The sequence below is a fragment of the Bradyrhizobium centrosematis genome, assembly GCF_045571495.1.
Taxonomy (GTDB): domain Bacteria; phylum Pseudomonadota; class Alphaproteobacteria; order Rhizobiales; family Xanthobacteraceae; genus Bradyrhizobium; species Bradyrhizobium centrosematis.
In genome coordinates, this window is sequence record NZ_CP120703.1 from 885,877 (window position 1) to 903,155 (window position 17,279).

At 66.2% G+C, this 17,279-nt stretch carries 11 protein-coding genes; 5 read left to right on the forward strand and 6 right to left on the reverse strand.

The annotated features are described in order from the left end of the window. Window positions 1–18: 18 nt before the first annotated feature. The 3 genes from P6U31_RS04185 to P6U31_RS04195 all read left to right on the forward strand — a co-directional run bounded on the left by P6U31_RS04185 (window position 19) and on the right by P6U31_RS04195 (window position 5,572). Window positions 19–753, forward strand: a complete 735-nt coding sequence (locus P6U31_RS04185) for a HugZ family protein (RefSeq protein ID WP_407187003.1) — start codon at window positions 19–21, stop codon at window positions 751–753. 319 nt (window positions 754–1,072) lie between these two features. Further along, window positions 1,073–3,667, forward strand: coding sequence for a CHAT domain-containing tetratricopeptide repeat protein (locus P6U31_RS04190; protein ID WP_407187004.1), 2,595 nt, complete (start codon window positions 1,073–1,075; stop codon window positions 3,665–3,667). A 288-nt stretch (window positions 3,668–3,955) separates the two neighbouring features. Then, on the forward strand, window positions 3,956–5,572 hold the full coding sequence (locus P6U31_RS04195) for a phosphoenolpyruvate carboxykinase (RefSeq protein WP_407187005.1): 1,617 nt from the start codon (window positions 3,956–3,958) through the stop codon (window positions 5,570–5,572). A gap of 197 nt (window positions 5,573–5,769) precedes the next feature. On the opposite strand, the gene P6U31_RS04200 is transcribed toward P6U31_RS04195, so the two are convergent. Together P6U31_RS04200 and P6U31_RS04205 are read right to left on the reverse strand one after the other, a co-directional pair. After that, window positions 5,770–6,585: an acyl-CoA thioesterase gene (locus P6U31_RS04200; RefSeq protein ID WP_407187006.1), complete on the reverse strand. Its 816-nt coding sequence runs from the start codon at window positions 6,583–6,585 to the stop codon at window positions 5,770–5,772. Window positions 6,586–6,753: 168 nt separating this feature from the next. Further along, complete coding sequence (locus tag P6U31_RS04205; protein WP_407187007.1) at window positions 6,754–9,270, reverse strand: glycogen/starch/alpha-glucan phosphorylase; 2,517 nt, start codon at window positions 9,268–9,270, stop codon at window positions 6,754–6,756. Window positions 9,271–9,477: 207 nt separating this feature from the next. Here P6U31_RS04205 and P6U31_RS04210 point away from each other — a divergent pair, with 207 nt between their 5' ends. Further along, the gene (locus P6U31_RS04210) at window positions 9,478–9,711 is read left to right on the forward strand and encodes a hypothetical protein (protein WP_407187008.1); all 234 of its coding nucleotides are present in this window, start codon (window positions 9,478–9,480) and stop codon (window positions 9,709–9,711) included. Between the two features lie 25 nt (window positions 9,712–9,736). Here P6U31_RS04210 and P6U31_RS04215 read toward each other — a convergent pair whose 3' ends face one another. Beyond that, a complete protein-coding gene (locus P6U31_RS04215) occupies window positions 9,737–10,600 on the reverse strand; it encodes a LysR family transcriptional regulator (RefSeq protein ID WP_407187009.1) in 864 nt (287 codons plus the stop codon). Window positions 10,601–10,709: 109 nt separating this feature from the next. Between P6U31_RS04215 and P6U31_RS04220 the strand changes: the two genes are divergently transcribed. Then, window positions 10,710–11,615, forward strand: a complete 906-nt coding sequence (locus P6U31_RS04220; RefSeq protein ID WP_407187010.1) for a DMT family transporter — start codon at window positions 10,710–10,712, stop codon at window positions 11,613–11,615. 113 nt (window positions 11,616–11,728) lie between these two features. On the opposite strand, the gene P6U31_RS04225 is transcribed toward P6U31_RS04220, so the two are convergent. The 3 genes from P6U31_RS04225 to P6U31_RS04235 all read right to left on the reverse strand — a co-directional run bounded on the left by P6U31_RS04225 (window position 11,729) and on the right by P6U31_RS04235 (window position 17,189). Further along, window positions 11,729–12,499, reverse strand: coding sequence for a TIGR02186 family protein (locus P6U31_RS04225; protein ID WP_407187011.1), 771 nt, complete (start codon window positions 12,497–12,499; stop codon window positions 11,729–11,731). Beyond that, window positions 12,496–13,413: a sulfite exporter TauE/SafE family protein gene (locus tag P6U31_RS04230; RefSeq protein WP_407187012.1), complete on the reverse strand. Its 918-nt coding sequence runs from the start codon at window positions 13,411–13,413 to the stop codon at window positions 12,496–12,498. The genes P6U31_RS04225 and P6U31_RS04230 overlap by 4 nt, the downstream gene beginning before the upstream one ends. 347 nt (window positions 13,414–13,760) lie before the next feature. After that, on the reverse strand, window positions 13,761–17,189 hold the full coding sequence (locus P6U31_RS04235) for a hypothetical protein (protein ID WP_407187013.1): 3,429 nt from the start codon (window positions 17,187–17,189) through the stop codon (window positions 13,761–13,763). Window positions 17,190–17,279: the final 90 nt, after the last annotated feature.

The window sequence follows — 17,279 nt, forward strand, 5'->3', positions numbered from 1 at the left end:
CCTGAGCCGAGAAAGCTGATGCAACCGACCCCTGATTTCGATCCCGGAAAACTGGCCAAATCGCTGCTGCGGCGGTCCCGGCAGGGCGCCTTGGCCACTCTGATGGCCGGCAGCGGCGATCCCTATTGTTCCCTGGTCAATGTGGCCAGCCATCCGGATGGCTCGCCGATCCTGCTGATCTCGGCCCTCGCCGTGCACACGAAGAACATCCTGGCCGACAGCCGGGTCTCGCTGATGCTGGACGAGCGAGTGGCGGGCGATCCGCTGGAAGGGGCCCGGATCATGCTGTCCGGTCGGGCGGAGCAGGCTGATGCCGAGAAGGACCTGCTCCAGCGGCGGTATCTCAATGCCCATCCGTCGGCGGAGGGCTTTGTTTCCTTTAAAGATTTCTCCTTCTTCCGCATTCGCCCCACGGGAACCCATCTGGTCGCCGGCTTTGGCCGGATTGTTGACCTCAAGCCTGAGCGTTTCCTCACCGACCTCACCGGCGCCGAGGATCTGCTGGCGGCGGAGGAGGGCGCTGTCGCGCATATGAATGCCGACCATCGCGACACCATGGGCCTCTATGCGACCAAGCTCCTGGGCGCGGCCGCGGGTGACTGGCGCTGTACCGGCTGCGATCCGGAAGGTCTCGACATGCAGGACGGCCAGACTGCGCTGCGGCTGGACTTCCCGGAGCGGGTGACCGACGGCACGGCGCTGCGCAAGATGCTGGTGCGCCTGGCCGGCGAAGCACGCATGAAGATCGACTAAAGCAGGATGAGTTTTGGTTGTATCGATGTGCGCTCAGCACGATTCACCTCTCCCGCAGGGAGAGGTCGGAGCGCATCGAAGATGCGATCCGGGTGAGGGGATCTGGTCTCACTGGGTGCCGCGGCCCCTCACCCGGATTGCGGTGGACGATGCTTCGCATCGCCAGGGCAATCCGACCCCTCCCCGTCGGGGAGAGGTGAATCACCGAGAGCCCGAAGAATCTGATTTTATCATGCTCCAGAACGCAACAATTTGAACGCCGCGGCCCATCGCTGCGACCCAAGACGGTGAGGTCTTGAGGCTCGCAGCGAGAGGGTTCATGACGCGTCGTCATTTGGCTTGGGCTGCGGGTCTGGCGCTCGCGATCACCACGTCGTTTGCAGCGCCGGCTCTTGCCCAGAAGGGCGACCTGTCGGCGCAGAGCGCGCGCATCAATGCGCTCCGCAGCGCCGGCAAATATTCGGAGGCGCTGCCGCTGGCGCAGGCCATGGTGGCCTCGCTCGAGAAGACCAGCAACAACCGCGACCTCGCCGCAGCGCTCAACAATCTCGCGCAGATCTACGCCGACCAGGGCCACGACGACCAGGCCGAGCCGCTCTACAAGCGCGCCGTGGCGCTGATGGAAAAGGGGACCGGCCAGGGCAGCGTCGAGATCGCGCCGCTCCTGAACAATCTCGCTGCGCTCTATCAGCGGCAGAGCCGTTTCGCCGAGGCCGAGCCGCTGTTCAAACGTGCGCTGGCCGTTCGCGAGCAGGCGCTGTCGCGCGAACACCCCGACATCGGCCAGTCGCTCAACAATCTCGCTACCTACTATGTGAAGCAGCAGCGTCATGCCGAAGCCCAGCCGCTGTTTCAGCGGGCGCTTGCGATCTACCAGAAGGTGGGCGGACCCGAGCATCCCGCGGTCGCAACCCTCTTGAACAATCTCGGCCAGCTCTATCGCGACCTCAACCGCGACGCGGAGGCCGAGGCGCCGATCAAGCGTTCGCTCGCGATCCGCGAAAAGGTGCTGGGCTCCGATCATCCCGACGTCGCGCGCTCGCTCAACAATCTCGCCGGGCTTTACGAGCATCAGCAGCGCTATGCCGATGCCGAGCCGCTCTATCGCCGCGCGCTTGCGATCCGCGAGCGGGCGTTCGGGCCGGACCATCCCGATGTGGTGACCTCGACCAGCAATCTCGCTTATTTCTTCTTCGTCTCCGGGCGTACGGCGGACGCACTGCCGCTGGCGGAAAAGACGCTTGCGACGAGCCGGGGGCAGCTGCGCGTGGTCATGCCGGTGCTGTTCGCCGCACGCCAGCAATCTCTGCTGCCCGGCGACAGAGCGCTCGACGAGGCGCTCGCCGCGATCCAGCGCGGCACGCAATCCTCCGCCGCTTCTGCCGTGAACAAGCTTGCGGTGCGGCTTGCCGCCGGCAACGACCGGCTCGCCGAGCTGGTGCGCCGGGATCAGGATCTCACGGCCGAGGCCGAGGCGCTCGACAAGGCGATCATCGCCGCGGTGTCGAAGCAGTCGGCTCAGCGCGACGTGGCAGGCGAGCAGCGCAGCCGCGCGCGGATTGCAGCGATTGCGAACGAGCGTGCCGGCTTGCAGATGACGCTCGCCGTCGAGTTTCCCGACTATGCCTCGCTCTCCAACCCGCTGCCGCTGGCGGTGAAGGACATCCAGCCGCTGCTCTCGGCCGACGAGGCAATGGTGATCTATTCCGTCGTCGACAAGCGGAGCTATGTCGTCGCGATCACGCGCGAGAGTGCCGACTGGAAGGAAATCCCGCTCGGCGCGGACGAGATGGCACGAAAGGTCTCGGCCTTCCGCAAGGGGCTGGATGTCGGCAAGGCGCGCGATGCCTCCGGCAAATCGGGACTGTTCGATCTTGGGCTTGCGCATGAGCTCTACGTCGCGCTGCTCGGCCCGGTCGAGGCGCTGACGAAGGAGAAGGGCAACCTGCTGGTGGTGCCATCGGCGGCGCTGACGGCATTGCCGTTTCACCTGCTGGTGACGCAGCCACCGCAGGCTGCGATTCCGGACAGGCTCGAAGGCTATCGCGACGCTGCCTGGCTGCTGCGGCGCCAGGCTGTCTCGGTGCTGCCGTCGGTGATCAGCCTGAAATCGCTGCGTGCCTTCGCCCGCAGGGATCAAAGCGTAAAACCGATGACGGGCTTCGGCGATCCCGTGTTCAATCCTGCGCTGGAAGGGCCGGCTGACCGTCGCGCCGCGAGCGGCAAGGTCGCAGCGCGTAGCGTTGCGACCGTTGCCTATGCCGACTTCTGGCGCGGCGCCGGCGTCGATCGCGCGCGGCTTGCACAGGCGCTGCCGCAGCTGCCCGATACTGCCGATGAGCTGAATGCCGTGGCGAGAGACGTCGGCGCCACCGATGCCGACATCCATCTCGGCCGCGATGCCAGCGAAACGACGCTGAAGCGTGCAGCGCTTGCCCAATACGGCATCATCTACTTTGCCACCCACGGCCTCGTGGCCGGCGACGTCAAGGGACTGGGCGAGCCCTCGCTTGCGCTGTCCATTCCCGATCAGCCGTCGGAACTCGATGACGGTCTTCTGACCGCGAGCGAGGTGGCTCAGCTCAAGCTCAACGCCGATTGGGTGGTGCTGTCTGCCTGCAACACCATCGCGGGCGACAAGCCCGGCGCCGAGGCGCTGTCGGGATTGGCGCGCTCGTTCTTCTACGCGGGTGCGCGCGCGCTGCTGGTCTCGCATTGGGCGGTGGATTCGGAAGCCGCCACTCGCTTGACCACGTCGACGTTCGACTTGCTCAAGAACGAGCCGAGGAGCGCTCGCGCCGAGGCCTTGCGCCGCGCAATGTTAACATTCGTTGATGACACCTCGTCGCCGCGCAACGCCTATCCGGCGATGTGGGGACCGTTCGCACTGATTGGCGAAGGTGAGGTAAGATAAGGCGACGCTGCATGGATTGTGCGACGCAATAACCCCGTACAACGCGCAAACACGCATTTGGTTGCGCGATCATTCGTGAATTTCTTGATGGGTCTGTTCAGGGCTGACATGCGCGACGTTTGGCGCGGTCTTTGAATAAACCAAATCCTGCGGGACCAGCTTGGCAACGCCAGCGTTCATCAGTATTAGGTCGTTCAGCCGAGGCCGAATGGCCCATTAATCACGGTGACCGCGATGGCGCCCAAACTTGGTCGCGCTGAGTGTCGCGGGTTCTAGGAGGATTTTTTCGTGCAAGAAACGGGCGTGCGCAACGGTGCCTTCGGCGCCGACAAATTCGGCTTAAAGAATCTCAAGCAGGTTCACTGGAACCTCGGTGCGCCGCAGCTCTATCAATACTCGCTCGCGGCGGGCGAGGCGGTGCTGTCCGCCGACGGCGCACTCTGCGCCGACACCGGCGAGTTCACCGGGCGCAGCCCGAAGGACAAGTTCACGGTGCGTGATGCCACCACCGACAAGAAGATGTGGTGGGCCGGCAACCAGTCGATCACCGCAGAGCAGTTCGAGACGCTCTATCAGGACTTCCTCAAGCACGCCGAAGGCAAGAAGCTGTTCGCGCAGGACCTCTATGGCGGCGCCGACCCGGCCTATCGGATCAAGACGCGCGTCTTCACCGAGCTCGCCTGGCACTCGCTGTTCATCCGCACGCTGCTGATCCGTCCCGAGGCCATCGAGCTGTCGACCTTCGTGCCGGAGCTCACCATCATCGACATGCCGAGCTTCCGCGCCGATCCCAAACGTCATGGCTGCAGGTCGGAGAACGTCGTCGCGATCGACTTCGCCCGCAAGATCGTGCTGATCGGCGGGTCTTATTATGCCGGCGAGATGAAGAAGTCGGTCTTTACCACGCTGAACTATTACCTGCCCGAGCGCGGCGTGATGCCGATGCACTGCTCGGCCAATGTCGGGGCCAAGGGTGATACCGCGATCTTCTTCGGCCTCTCCGGCACCGGCAAGACCACGCTGTCGGCCGATCCGAACCGCACGCTGATCGGCGACGACGAGCACGGCTGGGGCCCGAACGGCGTCTTCAATTTCGAGGGCGGCTGCTATGCCAAGTGCATCAAGCTGTCGCAGGAGGCCGAGCCGCAGATCTATGCCGCAAGCACGCGCTTCGGCGCGGTGCTGGAGAACTGCGTCCTCGACGAGGACACCCGCGTGGTGGATTTCGACGACGGCTCCAAGACCGAGAACACGCGTTCGGCCTATCCGCTCGACTTCATCCCGAACGCCTCGCGCACCGGCCGCGCGCCGCAGCCGAAGAACGTGGTGATGCTCGCCGCCGACGCCTTCGGCGTGCTGCCGCCGATCGCAAAGCTGTCGCCGGCGCAGGCGATGTATCACTTCCTGTCCGGCTACACCGCCAAGGTCGCCGGCACCGAGCGCGGTCTCGGCAACGAGCCGCAGCCGGAATTCTCGACCTGCTTCGGTTCGCCCTTCCTGCCGCTCGATCCCTCCGTCTACGGCAACATGCTGCGTGACCTCATCGCCCAGCACAATGTCGATTGCTGGCTGGTCAACACCGGCTGGACCGGCGGCAAGTATGGCACGGGCAGCCGCATGCCGATCAAGGTGACGCGCGCGCTGCTCACCGCCGCGCTCGACGGCTCGCTTCGCAACGTCGAATTCCGCACCGACAAATATTTCGGCTTCGCGGTCCCGACTGCACTGCCGGGCGTGCCCAGCGAAATCCTCAACCCGGTCAACACCTGGAAGGACAAGGACGAGTTCGACAAGACCGCGCGTGCGCTGGTCGGTATGTTCCAGAAGAACTTTGCCAAGTTCGAAGCCCAGGTCGATGCCGAGGTCCGCGCGGCAGCTCCGGACGTGAAGCTCGCGGCGGAGTAGGCGGCTCTGTCGTCAATGCGAAAGGGCGGCCGCAAGGCCGCCCTTTTTGTTTGTGCTAAATCTCTCCACCGTCATTGCGAGCGCAGCGAAGCAATCCAGAATCCCTCCGCGGAGACAGTCTGGATTGCTTCGTCGCATCCGCGCAACATTGCTACGCAATGTTGTCGCTAAGCTCCTCGCAATGACGCGGAAGCAGCTCACGCCTTGAAATACGCGATCTGCGTCGTGGTCGCGAGCAGCCGGCCGTTCGGCGACCACAGCTCGGCGTTCTGGTCGGCGTAGCTCTTGTGCATGATTTTCGAATCGGCCGTGGCCAGCACGCGCGTGATGTCTTCGCGCGCAAGCTCCTCGCTGTCGGTGTGGAAATAGGTCGTCAGCGACACCGTGCCGAACGGCACCAGCTCGCGGCGCGCGTGGAAGATGCGGCCGAAGAAGGCGTCCGACATCGACATCAGCGACAGCATGTCGAGCTTGCGCGGCATGCGGTCGCTGATCCAGATCTTCGAATAGGTGCTGGCAAGCTCGGCCTGCGGCGGGCCGATCCGCATCTCGCCCTCGACGAAGCGGAATTCGTACTGGTTGGCCCAGGAGGCCTGGATCTTCGGAAACGGCAGCGTCTCCTCGTACGGCTTCGCATCCGGATATTGCGCCACCCGGTGCTCCCAGGACGGCCGCCGCTCGGCGAACACCGCGGTGGCGAGCGTTGCGACCTCGCCGCCGCCCTGGCTGAGCTCGACGCTCCAATGCTGGCTGGAGCGGTTGGCCTTCACCAGCCGCACGTCGAGATCGAACGGCCCCCTGGCGATCGGCGCGCAGTAATTGACGGTGAGCGCGAGCGGATCGCCGGCGCGTTCGGGATGCTCGATCAGCGCGCGCAAAATGGTCGCGGCGGTGGCGCCGCCGAACGGACCGACAAAGGCCCAGTAGTCGTCGCTGGTGTGGCCCTGCCAGCTGCTGTCACCGGCGGTGATACGCGTGGCGTCGTCGAAGGGGTGCGGGAGCTTGGCGTGCATTTGCATTTCCGTCTGTCATTCCGGGGCGATGCGCAGCATCGAACCCGGAATCTCGAGATTCCGGGTTCGGCTCTGCGAGCCGCCCCGGAATGACGGTCGTCATATCACAGGCATCGCCTACTTGTGCAATTACGTATCGAGTAGCCGCCGCTTCCACGCCGCGGAAAATCAGCCCGCGGCGTCGCGCAGGTTCGGCAGCTGGGGCGTGGTCGGGTTGACCGGCACGTTCCAGATCTCCTCGGCATATTCACGGATGGTGCGGTCGGATGAGAACCAGGCCATGCGCGCCACGTTGAGGATCGAGGCGCGCGTCCAGGCCGGCGAGACCTGCCAGCGCGCATCGACCGCGCGCTGCGCCTCGTAATAGGAATCGAAATCGGCACTGACCATGTAGTGGTCGAGATAGCGCAGCGCATGCGCGATTGATTCGAAGCGGCCGGGATCTCCCGGCGAGAACTCGCCGGCGCCGATTGCGTTGATGGCGCGCTGCAGCTTCGGCGAATTGCGGATCACGTCGGAGGCGTCCAGCCCCTGCTTGCGGCGGATCATCACGTCGCCGGCTTCCATGCCGAAGATCGCGATGTTCTCGGGCCCGACATGGTCGCGGATCTCGATATTGGCGCCGTCGAGCGTGCCGATGGTGATGGCGCCGTTCAGCGCCAGCTTCATGTTGCCGGTGCCGGAGGCTTCCATGCCGGCGGTCGAGATCTGCTCGGACAAGTCGGCGGCGGGAATGATCACCTCGGCGAGGCTGACATTGTAGTCGGGCAGGAACACGACCTTGAGCTTGCCGCCGATCGCGGGGTCGTTGTTGACGATCTCGGCGACGTCGTTGATCAGCTTGATGATCAGCTTGGCGTAGCGGTAGCTCGCCGCCGCCTTGCCCGCGAAGATCTTCACCCGCGGCACCCAATTGCCGTTGGGATCGTCCTTGATCGCCTGATACAGCGCGACCGTCTCGATGACGTTGAGCAGCTGGCGCTTGTATTCGTGGATGCGCTTGATCTGCACGTCGAACAGCGCGGTCGGGTCGACCTTGATGCCGAGCCGCTCGCCGATCAGGCGCGCCAGCGCGGTCTTGTTGTGAAGCTTGACGCTGCGGAACTTCTTCTGGAATTCGACGTCGCTGGCGCGCGCCTCGGTCAGCGAGAGCTGGGTGGGATCGTCGAGCACGGCATCGCCGCAGCTCTCGCGCAGCAGATCGGTCAGCTTCGGGTTTGCCAGCATCAGCCAGCGGCGGAAGGTGATGCCGTTGGTCTTGTTGGTGATGCGGCCGGGATAGAGATGGTTGAGGTCGTGGAATACGGTCTCGCGCATCAGGTCGGAATGCATCGCCGAGACGCCGTTGATGCGGTGCGAGCCGACGAAGGCGAGCTGGCCCATGCGCACGCGGCGGCCGCTCTTCTCGTCGATCAGGGAAACGGAGGCCCGGAAGTCGATGTCGCCGGGGCAGCGCGCCTCGGCGAGCGCCAGATGCTGCACGTTGATGCGGTAGATGATCTCGAGGTGCCGCGGCAACAGCCGCTCGAACAGCTCGACCGGCCAGGTCTCCAGCGCCTCCGGCAGCAGCGTGTGGTTGGTGTAGGAGAGCGTGGCGACCGTGATCTTCCATGCCTCGTCCCAGCGGAAATTGTGCAGGTCGACCAGGATCCGCATCAGCTCGGTGACGGCGAGGCTCGGATGGGTGTCGTTGAGCTGCACCGCGACCTTGCCGGCGAGGTTGCGCAGCTGGCCGTCGGAGGCGAGGTGCCGCTTGACGAGATCCTGCAGCGACGCCGAGACGAAGAAATATTCCTGGCGCAGGCGCAGCTCGCGGCCCGCCGGGCTCTCGTCGTTTGGATAGAGGAATTTGCAGATCGCCTCCGCGCGCGACTGCTCGGCGCTGGCGCTGACGTAATCGCCCCTGTTGAAGGCGTCGAGCTTGAGCGGATCGGGCGAGCGCGCCGACCACAGCCGCAGCGCGTTGACGTGCTGGCCGCGCCAGCCGACGATCGGCGTGTCATAGGCGATCGCCTGCACCGTCTCGCTCGCGTGCCAGATGGCGCGGTCGCGGCCTTTGTCGTCGACATGCTCGACGCCGCCGCCGAAATTGACGTCGTAGATCACCTCGGGCCGCTGCAATTCCCAGGGGTTGCCGAAGCTCAGCCATTCGTCGGGATATTCTTGCTGCCAGCCCTGATTGATGATCTGGCGGAACAGGCCGTAATCGTAGCGGATGCCGTAGCCGATCGCCGGGATCGAGAGCGTCGCCATGCTCTCCATGAAGCAGGCCGCGAGCCGCCCCAGGCCGCCATTGCCGAGCGCTGCGTCCGGTTCGCATTTGCGCAGCTCAGGCAGCGAGACGCCGAGATCGCCGAGCGCGAGCTCGAAGATCTTGAGCAGGCCCATGTTGTTGAGCGCGTCGCTGAACAGGCGGCCGATCAAAAATTCGAGCGAGAGGTAGTAGACGCGCTTGCGGCCGGCGTCGTAGCTGTGCTTCTCCGCGGTGAGCCAGCGATGCACGATGCGGTCGCGCAGCGCGAGCGCCGCGGCCTGATACCAGTCGTGCCTGGTTGCCATGCCGGCATCCTTGCCGATGGCAAGCCGCAGCTTCGCCAGGATTGCGCCCTTGATCTCAGCCAGCGCGAGTTCGTCGATGGGCTGGCCTTGGGCGGGAAAACTGGGCTGGAACGATTGATCTTGCAAAGCCGTCACTTCCTGGTCGAAACAACACCACTTGACTCTACGCGTCCTGCCCCTGCGCCGGAACCGTCACTGGCGCGGCTGCGCACTGCGCTGGCGCAAATTTATGCAAGGAACGGGCCGATTTGGGAACCCGGAGGAGCACGGAGAAACCGGATTACGGTGCTACACTGCGGATCAATTCGGCCATCAGTGTGGAGGACCATTGCCATGAGACTGCTGATCGAAATCGTCGCGGCGGCCCTGCTCGTCGTCTGCATCAGCGCCTCCAGCGCTGCATTTGCCGCCGGCAAGCCCGGCCGCAGCGCGGACGGTCTGAGCTGCGGCTTCACGGTCCCGCAGAATGACTCGCCTGCGGCCCGTTGCGCCGCCATCAAGCGCCAATGCGGCGGCAAGTTCTATGCGAGTGCGTGCGGCGACAGGCTGATGTCGGCGGTGAATTGAGCGCCGGGCGGCAATCCGCACGAATCTAGGCCGCCTTGGCCTGCACCGCGTCGCAAAATTCGGCCAGACGATCCGCCAGCCGCAGCGTTGCCGGGCTCGCATCCGGCGCAGCCATCAAGGCGACCTCGGTCTTGTTGATCGGCGCAAAGCCGTCCTTTGCGGTGAGCACGCGGTGATCGGACTGGATCGACATCTCCGACAGGATGCTGAGGCCCATGCCGGCGGCGACCGCGGCCTGGATACCAGCGAGGCTCGATGAGGTGTAGGCGGTGTGCCAGGCGCGGCCCGCGCTTTCCAGCGCGTGGATGGCCCCGGCGCGATAGATGCAGCCGAGCGGAAAGCCGATCAGCGGCACGGACGGCACGTTCATGTCGACCGGATGGCTCTTGCTGGTGACCCAGTGCACCCGCTCCGGCCACACCGCGATCGCGTCCTTCGCCCCAGCCGCGCGCTTGTAGAGCGCAAGGTCGAGCTCGCCGCGCTCGATATCGCGGGCGAGGTGCTTGCTCTGGTCGGCGCGCACGTCGAGCCGCAGGCCCGGATGCGAGCGCGCGAACGCACCCAGCAGTTTCGCCAAGCGGTAGGCCGCAAAGTCCTCGGGGATGCCGAGCCGGATCGCGCCTTCGCTATCCGGCTGGCGCAGCACGTCGCGCGCCTCCTCGGCCAGCGAGAGCAGCCGGCGCGCATAGGAGAGCAGCCGCTCGCCTGCCTCGGTCGGGCGCACAATCTTGCCGTCGCGATGCAGCAGCACCTGGCCGATGTCCTCCTCAAGCCGCTTGATCTGCTGACTGACGGTCGACTGGGTGCGATGGACGCGTTCGCCGGCGCGGGTGAAGCCGCCGGCCTCGACCACCGAGATGAAGCTGCGCAGCAGCTCAAGATCGAGCATGGCTGCCTCCATTCAAAAATCCACTGCATGGCAGTTAATCATTTAATTTCCAAATGACAAGCGCCATCCCTAGATCGAGGGCCCGAACAAACATCCGAGAATGCCCCTCATGTCGCTCGCTCCCTCGATTTCGGCCCCGAGAAGCCGCTTCAACACGCTACCGCTCGCCATCGGCCTGTTCTGCCTGCTCTGGAGCTATGCCTTCGTCGCCGGCAAGATCGGCGTCACCCATTGCCCGCCGCTGATCCTGCTCGCCGCGCGTTTCTCGCTCGCGGGCATTTTGATCCTGGGCGCCACGCTGATTCGCGGCGAATCCTGGTCATTGTCCTGGCGCGACGTTGCGATCTTCGCCGTGATCGGCATCGCCAACAACGCGCTTTATCTCGGGCTCGGCTACACCGGCCTGCAATCGGTCTCTGCCGGCCTCGGCGGCCTGATCGTGTCGGCCAATCCGGTTTTCACCGCCGCGCTCGCCGCGCTGCTGCTCGGCGAAGGCATGACCTGGCGCAAGGCGACCGGCCTTGCCCTCGGCGTCGTCGGCGTCACGGCGATCGTCTGGCACCGCCTGTCGGTCGGCACCGATTCGCTGCACGGCATCATGTTCACGTTGGCCGCGCTCGCCTCGATCGTCGCCGGCACCATCCTGTTCAAGCTGCTGGCGCCGAAGGGGTCGCTGTGGATCGGCAACGGCGTGCAGAACCTGGCCGCCGGCATCGCGCTGACCCCGGTCGCGCTCACCTTCGCCGATGTCGGCGCGATCGACTATACGCCGAGCCTGATCGGCGCCTTCGCGTTCCTCGTGCTGGGCGGTTCGATCCTCGCCTCCTGGATCTGGTTCCATCTCCTGAAAGTGTGCGGCGCCACCGCTGCCAGCGCCTATCATTTCCTGATGCCACCGCTCGGCATGCTGTTCGCCTACATCGTGCTCGGTGAGCACGTCGAGGCCCGCGATCTGCTCGGCATCATCCCCGTCGCGCTCGGCATCTATCTGGTGACGCGGCCGGCCAAGGCGTGAGCTGTCATTCCGGGGCGAGGCGAAGCCTCGAGCCCGGAATCCATCGGGCCACCAACTCTGCGGATTGATGGATTCCGGGCTCGCGCTGCGCGCGCCCCGGAATGACGACGATCTTAGTCCTTCTTGAACACGATCGACGCCATCCAGCCCGTCATCAGCGCCATCGCCGCGGTGACGAGGCCATAGATCAGCCCGTTCTGCCGCGCGGTGGTGGCGACGAACTGCTCGAAGCCGACCTTGACGATCTCGAACGCGGTCTCGGTCTTGCCGATGAACGCGCCGTTCGCAAACAGCTTGATCTCCACTTCATAGGTGCCGATCGGCACCTCCGCCGGCAGCGGAATGCCGGTGCGAAACAGCGTCGGCGTCAGGAACGTCACCGCGCTTCCATCCTCACGATAGAGCCCGCGCTGGGTGCGCAGGCGGATGAAGGCCGAGCGGAACGCGTCGTTCGGCACCACGTCGGCATAATCGCCGCCGACCCGCTGCGTCAGCAGCACGTTGTTGAGCCCGATCTGCTGGCGCCGTGCGATCTCGGGCGAGGTGATGGTCTCGAAGGGGCGGTTAGCGAACAGCGCCAGATAGCTCGGCACCTGCAGGAATTGCCGATAATCGGTGTTGATCCAGATGCCGAAGGTGCGTTCCTTGCGCCGCGTCACCATGTCGGCGCGCGGGCCTACCACGGTGACCACGAGATCGTAGGCGGTGCGATCGGCGGGCGTGGTGGCATCCTTCTCCACCGAGCCGAACAGCACCAGCTCCTCGCCGGAATAGTTCGGTGTCACGGTGACGCGGTGGTTGGAGACCGACACGATCAGTCGCTCGGCGCGCGCGGCCGCGCCGAGCAGCAGGACGAAGAGCAGTGCGAGCACCGCGCGCGTCATCCGCTCACTCCCAGCTCGCGGATGGTGAAGAGATCCTCGGGGCGGATCGCCAGCTCGATCGCAAAGCGGATTCCGACCGAGAGGATCAGAAGGCCGAGCAGCAGGCGCAGCTGCTCACCGCGGATCTTCTGGCCGGCGCGGACGCCGAACTGCGCGCCGGTGACGCCGCCGACCATCAGGATCAGCGCCAGCACGGCGTCGACGAGGTGATTGGTCACCGCGTGCAGCATGGTCGCGAACAGCATGGTGACGAGCGTCAGCACCATCGAGGTCCCGATCACCGTCGAGGTCGGCACCCTGAGCAGATAGATCATGATCGGCACCAGGATGAAGCCGCCGCCGATGCCCATAATGGCGCCGATGAAGCCGATCACCATGCCGACGACCACCACGGGGATGACCGACAGATAGATCTTCGAGCGCTTGAACCGCATCTTCAGCGGCAGTCCGTGGATCCAGTTGTGCGTGCGCCGCGGCGGCAGCGCGCCGCGCCGGGTCCGCATCAGGGCGCGCAGGCCTTCCGAGAACATCAGGCTGCCGACGGTGGAGAGCAGCACCACGTAAGACAGCGCGATCATCAGATCGAGCTGGCCGAGCGAGCGAAGCTGCGTAAAGGTCCAGACGCCGAGCGCCGTGCCGGTCACGCCGCCGCAGAGCAGGACGCTCGCCAGCGCCGGATCGATCGCGCGCCGTTGCCAATAGGACAGCGCGCCGGAGAAGGATGAGGCTGCGATGTGGCTCGTCACCGAGGCGACCGCGACCGCCGGCGTGATGCCGATGAAGATCAGCAGCGGCGTCATCAGGAAGCCGCCGCCGATCCCGAACATGCCCGAGACGAAGCCGACCGCCGCGCCCATCGCCAGCACCAGGAAGACGTTGACGGGAAGATCGGCGATCGGGAGGTAGAGCTGCATCGAAGGACCACGCTCCGGCGAGACGGATCGATTGTCGCGGAATGCTCGCGGGAAGCTCGGAACGATTGCCGCGCCCCTCAATAGCGGAATTCGGAGCGGGGAGGGACCGGGAATTTCGGGCGTGGTGAATGCGAGCGGGGAGAGCGTGAAGGAGACTCGATCGTTGCGGCACCGGAGGTGCGCTCCCCCGCCTGCGGGGGCGGGTTGGGGAGAGGGTGTCTCCTCTCGCGAGAACCCCCAAGAGGCGAGAGCCCTCACCTGCGTCGCTTCGCTCCGCGACCTCTCCCGCAAGCGGGAGAGGTGCACCGAGCGCGCGGCTCGCTTGGTTCAATCTAGAGCCATTTGACTTAATGCGCCGCGGAGGCCGAGCGCTTGACCGCGGCCGGCTTCGGCGCGGGCTTGGCGGCTGCCTGCGGCGCGCTGTCCCAGCCGCCGGCGGGGGTCGCGACGTTGACCGCATCGTCGGGCTGCGGCTCGGCGCTGAAGGTCTGGATCGCGAGCTTGGCGGCGGCGAGCGATTGCGGGTCGAGGCGCTTGGCGACGTCATCGCGCTTGCCGGCGGCATCCGCGTCACCCTGGGCGGCCGCTAGGCTGAACCATTTGTAGGATTCGGCGAGGTTCTGCTCGACGCCGATGCCGCGGGCATAGAGGATGCCGAGGTTGAACTGGCTGTCGGCGACGCCGCGATCGGCGGCCTTCCGGAACCACTGCGCCGCGCTCTTGTAATTGGCACCGCGTCCGCCGCCGTCGGCATCGAGCACCGCGAGATTGTGCATGGCCTTGGCGTTGCCGCGCTCGGCGGCCTGGGTGTAGTATCGGCGGGCGATGTCGGCGTCCTTCTTCACGCCAAGGCCCTTCTCATAGAGCGTGCCGAGGCGGAAGGTCGCCGGGATGACGCCGGCCTGCGCCGCGCGGTCGTACCATTTGGCGGCTTCGTCGTAATTCGTCGCGACACCCTTGCCCTCGGCAAAGCGCACGCCGACCTCGTAGGCCGCGGTCGCATCGCCCTTCAGCGCGGCGGTGCGCAGGCCGGGACCTCCGATCGCATCAGGCAGCTTCTCGCTCGGCGGCACCTGGACGAGGCCGAGCTTGGCGCGGCTCGTGCCCGACAGCGCGCCGGTGACCTCGCTGCTCGCGGGGGGCGCGGGTGGTGTCGTGGCGGGGACCGGTGGAATTTCAACCGAGGCCGCGCTGCCCGAATTGGCGGCGGGCGTCGGCGCTGCGTTGTTCTGGGATTGCCGCCCGATCGGCGTCGGCGAGGTCATCGACGGCGTGACCTGCTCCGGCGTGGCGGGCTTGTTCTCGATCACCGGCGGCGGCGGGGCCTGCGGCGCGGGCTGGCTCGACGTATTGTCCATCGCCTGCGGTGCCGGCGGCGGGCTGCCCTCGAGCAGGTTCATCGCCATCTTGAAGGTGCCGAGGACGATCACGACGACGCTCGCGCCGACCAGCAGCGAGCGGATCTTCGAGGTGATGGTCGAGCCGCCGTCCTTGTCCTTGCCGCGATCGGCACCAGCTTTCGCACCACCCTTGGCACCGCGCGCCGGCTTTTCCGGCTGCGCGGCGGCGGCCTGGGCGGCGCGGCGGGCGGCCGCGATGAAGCTCGACGACGACACCGGCTCTTTCGGCGCAGTGGCAATGCCGCTGATCGCGCTCTCGGAGGCGGCGATGCGCTCCGATGGCGTGGCGCGACCGCCCGGCCGCGTGCCCGGCTCGAGCGGATGATCCGGCGGCAATTCCGGCGCGAGCGCCGGGCGCGCAGGGGCCGTGTGCGGCTCCAGGATCTCGCTGATCGCGCGCGGTGGAACGGGTGGCGCTGCGGGCAGCGGCGGCGGTGCGGCGGGCGCAGCGGCATGGAATTCGCGCGGCGCGGCGACAAAGGCGGCTTGCGCGCCCTGCGCGGCGGCGGGATTCGGCAGCTCGGGCTTCGGATCGTATTCGTATTTCGGCTGTGCTTGCGGCCGCGGTTCACGCGCGACCGGCGCAGGCTCCGGAGCAGCGGCCATCGGCATGGGCATCGGCTGCGGCGCAGCCGGCGGCGGCGCGGTGCGCACCGCACGCAGGTCGCCCTCGATCATGGAGAGGCGATCGACGACATGGCCGAGCGCGCTATGGACCGCGTCGAGCGAGTCCTGGGTGCTGCGGTTGGTCTCGGCCTGGCTGAAGCGAATGTCGGACAGCTCGCGCTTGACCAGATCGACCACGTCGGAATCGGCCGGTGCCGAATGGCGGCTCTCGGCCAGCGCGGAATAGGTCGCCTGCTGCCGCTCCAGGTGGCGCAGAATGTCGTGCAGCCCGTCCTCGACGCGGCTCAAATCGCCGTTGCGCGGTTCGGCGGCGGCCTCGATCCGCTCCAGCAGATAGGAGACGCGCTGTTCGAGATGCGCGAAGGTCGAGGCGGAATCATTGCCGACCTGCATGCGGTCGAAGCGGTCGGACAGCGCGCGGATCGCCGCTTCCAGATGCTCGGTGCTCTCGGTGGCTTGCGGCCGCTCGCGCGTTTCCAGCGCCGCGGTGAGCGCGGCAATGCGCTGCTCCAGCACCGCAAAGCTGTCGCTATGGCCGGCGGCGCGGGTGATCTGGTCGACCTTCGACGACAGCAGCTGCACGTCTTCGGACAGGCGTGCCAGCGCCTCGTTGGAGGCGACGTTGGAGACGATGCCGCGCAGCGCCGCGATCGCGCCTTCGAGCTGACGCACCGTCGAGGGATCGTCATTGGCGCGCAGGATCAGGTCGAGCTTGGCGCCGAGATTGCGGATCGCCTCGTCATAGCCGGTGAGCTGCTCGGCCGGCGTCAGCGTGCGCAGCACCTGCTTGATGTCGGACAGCGCATGCTCGATGCCCGACAGCACCTGGCCGTCGGTTCCGCTCGACCGCGTCTCGTCGATCCGGCGGTGCAGCGAGCGAATCTCGTTCTCGATGGATTCGATCGCGCGCCGCGGCATCGCCTCGGTAATGGCGGCGCGAATCTCGGCGAGCTCGCTGCGGAAGGCGTTGATCGCCTGCTCGGTATTGTCGGGGCGCTGCAGCGACTCGATCTGGCTCGTGATCTTGAGCAGATGGCGCTCGAGCGAGGAGAAATCCGGCCCCGGCGGTGGTGGCGGCGGAGCATAGGCAGGCGCGGGCGGCGCCATCGGGGGAGTGTAGGGAGCAGCCGCGGGGGCAATCGAGGGCGCGGCACGCGGCGGCATCTGCCTCGGCGTAAAGCCGTCCAGTTCGCTCTGGCGCGCGGTGATCTCGGCCACCGCGACGTCGAACGAGGCCGGGCTCAGGGGAGGCGCGTTGCGATAGACCTGAGCTGCCGCGCGCTCGACCGCATCGGCCTGGCGCTGGCGCGTTTCAATGGGTGCGGGAGCAGGTCGCGGCGCCTGAGGCTGCTGCGGACGGGAAATTTGCGACAGCCGCGCATCGAGCCGCGAGATCGCATCGTTGAGCTGGCGTGCGACGCCCTGCTCGCGCGAGGCGTCTGGTCTTGAAGCGTCCTGGCGCGGCGCGGGCCTTGAAATCCGTTCGATCTGCTGGGTGATCGCGTCGAGCCGCTGGTGGATGTCGGCCACTTCGCGGCTCTCCCGGCTAGGTCCTTGGCTCGGCATGTGTTGCGCACGCTGATCCTGACGCTGATCGTAGGGTCCGCGAAAATTCGGCGGGGCGGTCTCGCCGAGCGTGGAGTTGAGCCAATCATTGAGTGACATGCCCGCACGACGCGCAGCAGCTTCGGCCCGCTCTCTGACGGAGGGATCGATGCCGTCAACACTCCACGATACGCGCGAATTCATGACTCTGTCCGGTTCCGACTCCGGCGCCCCACCCGGCGCCTCCAGCCTCCCCACGCGTGCCGGTTGCAAAGACAATCGAATTTGGCGTGG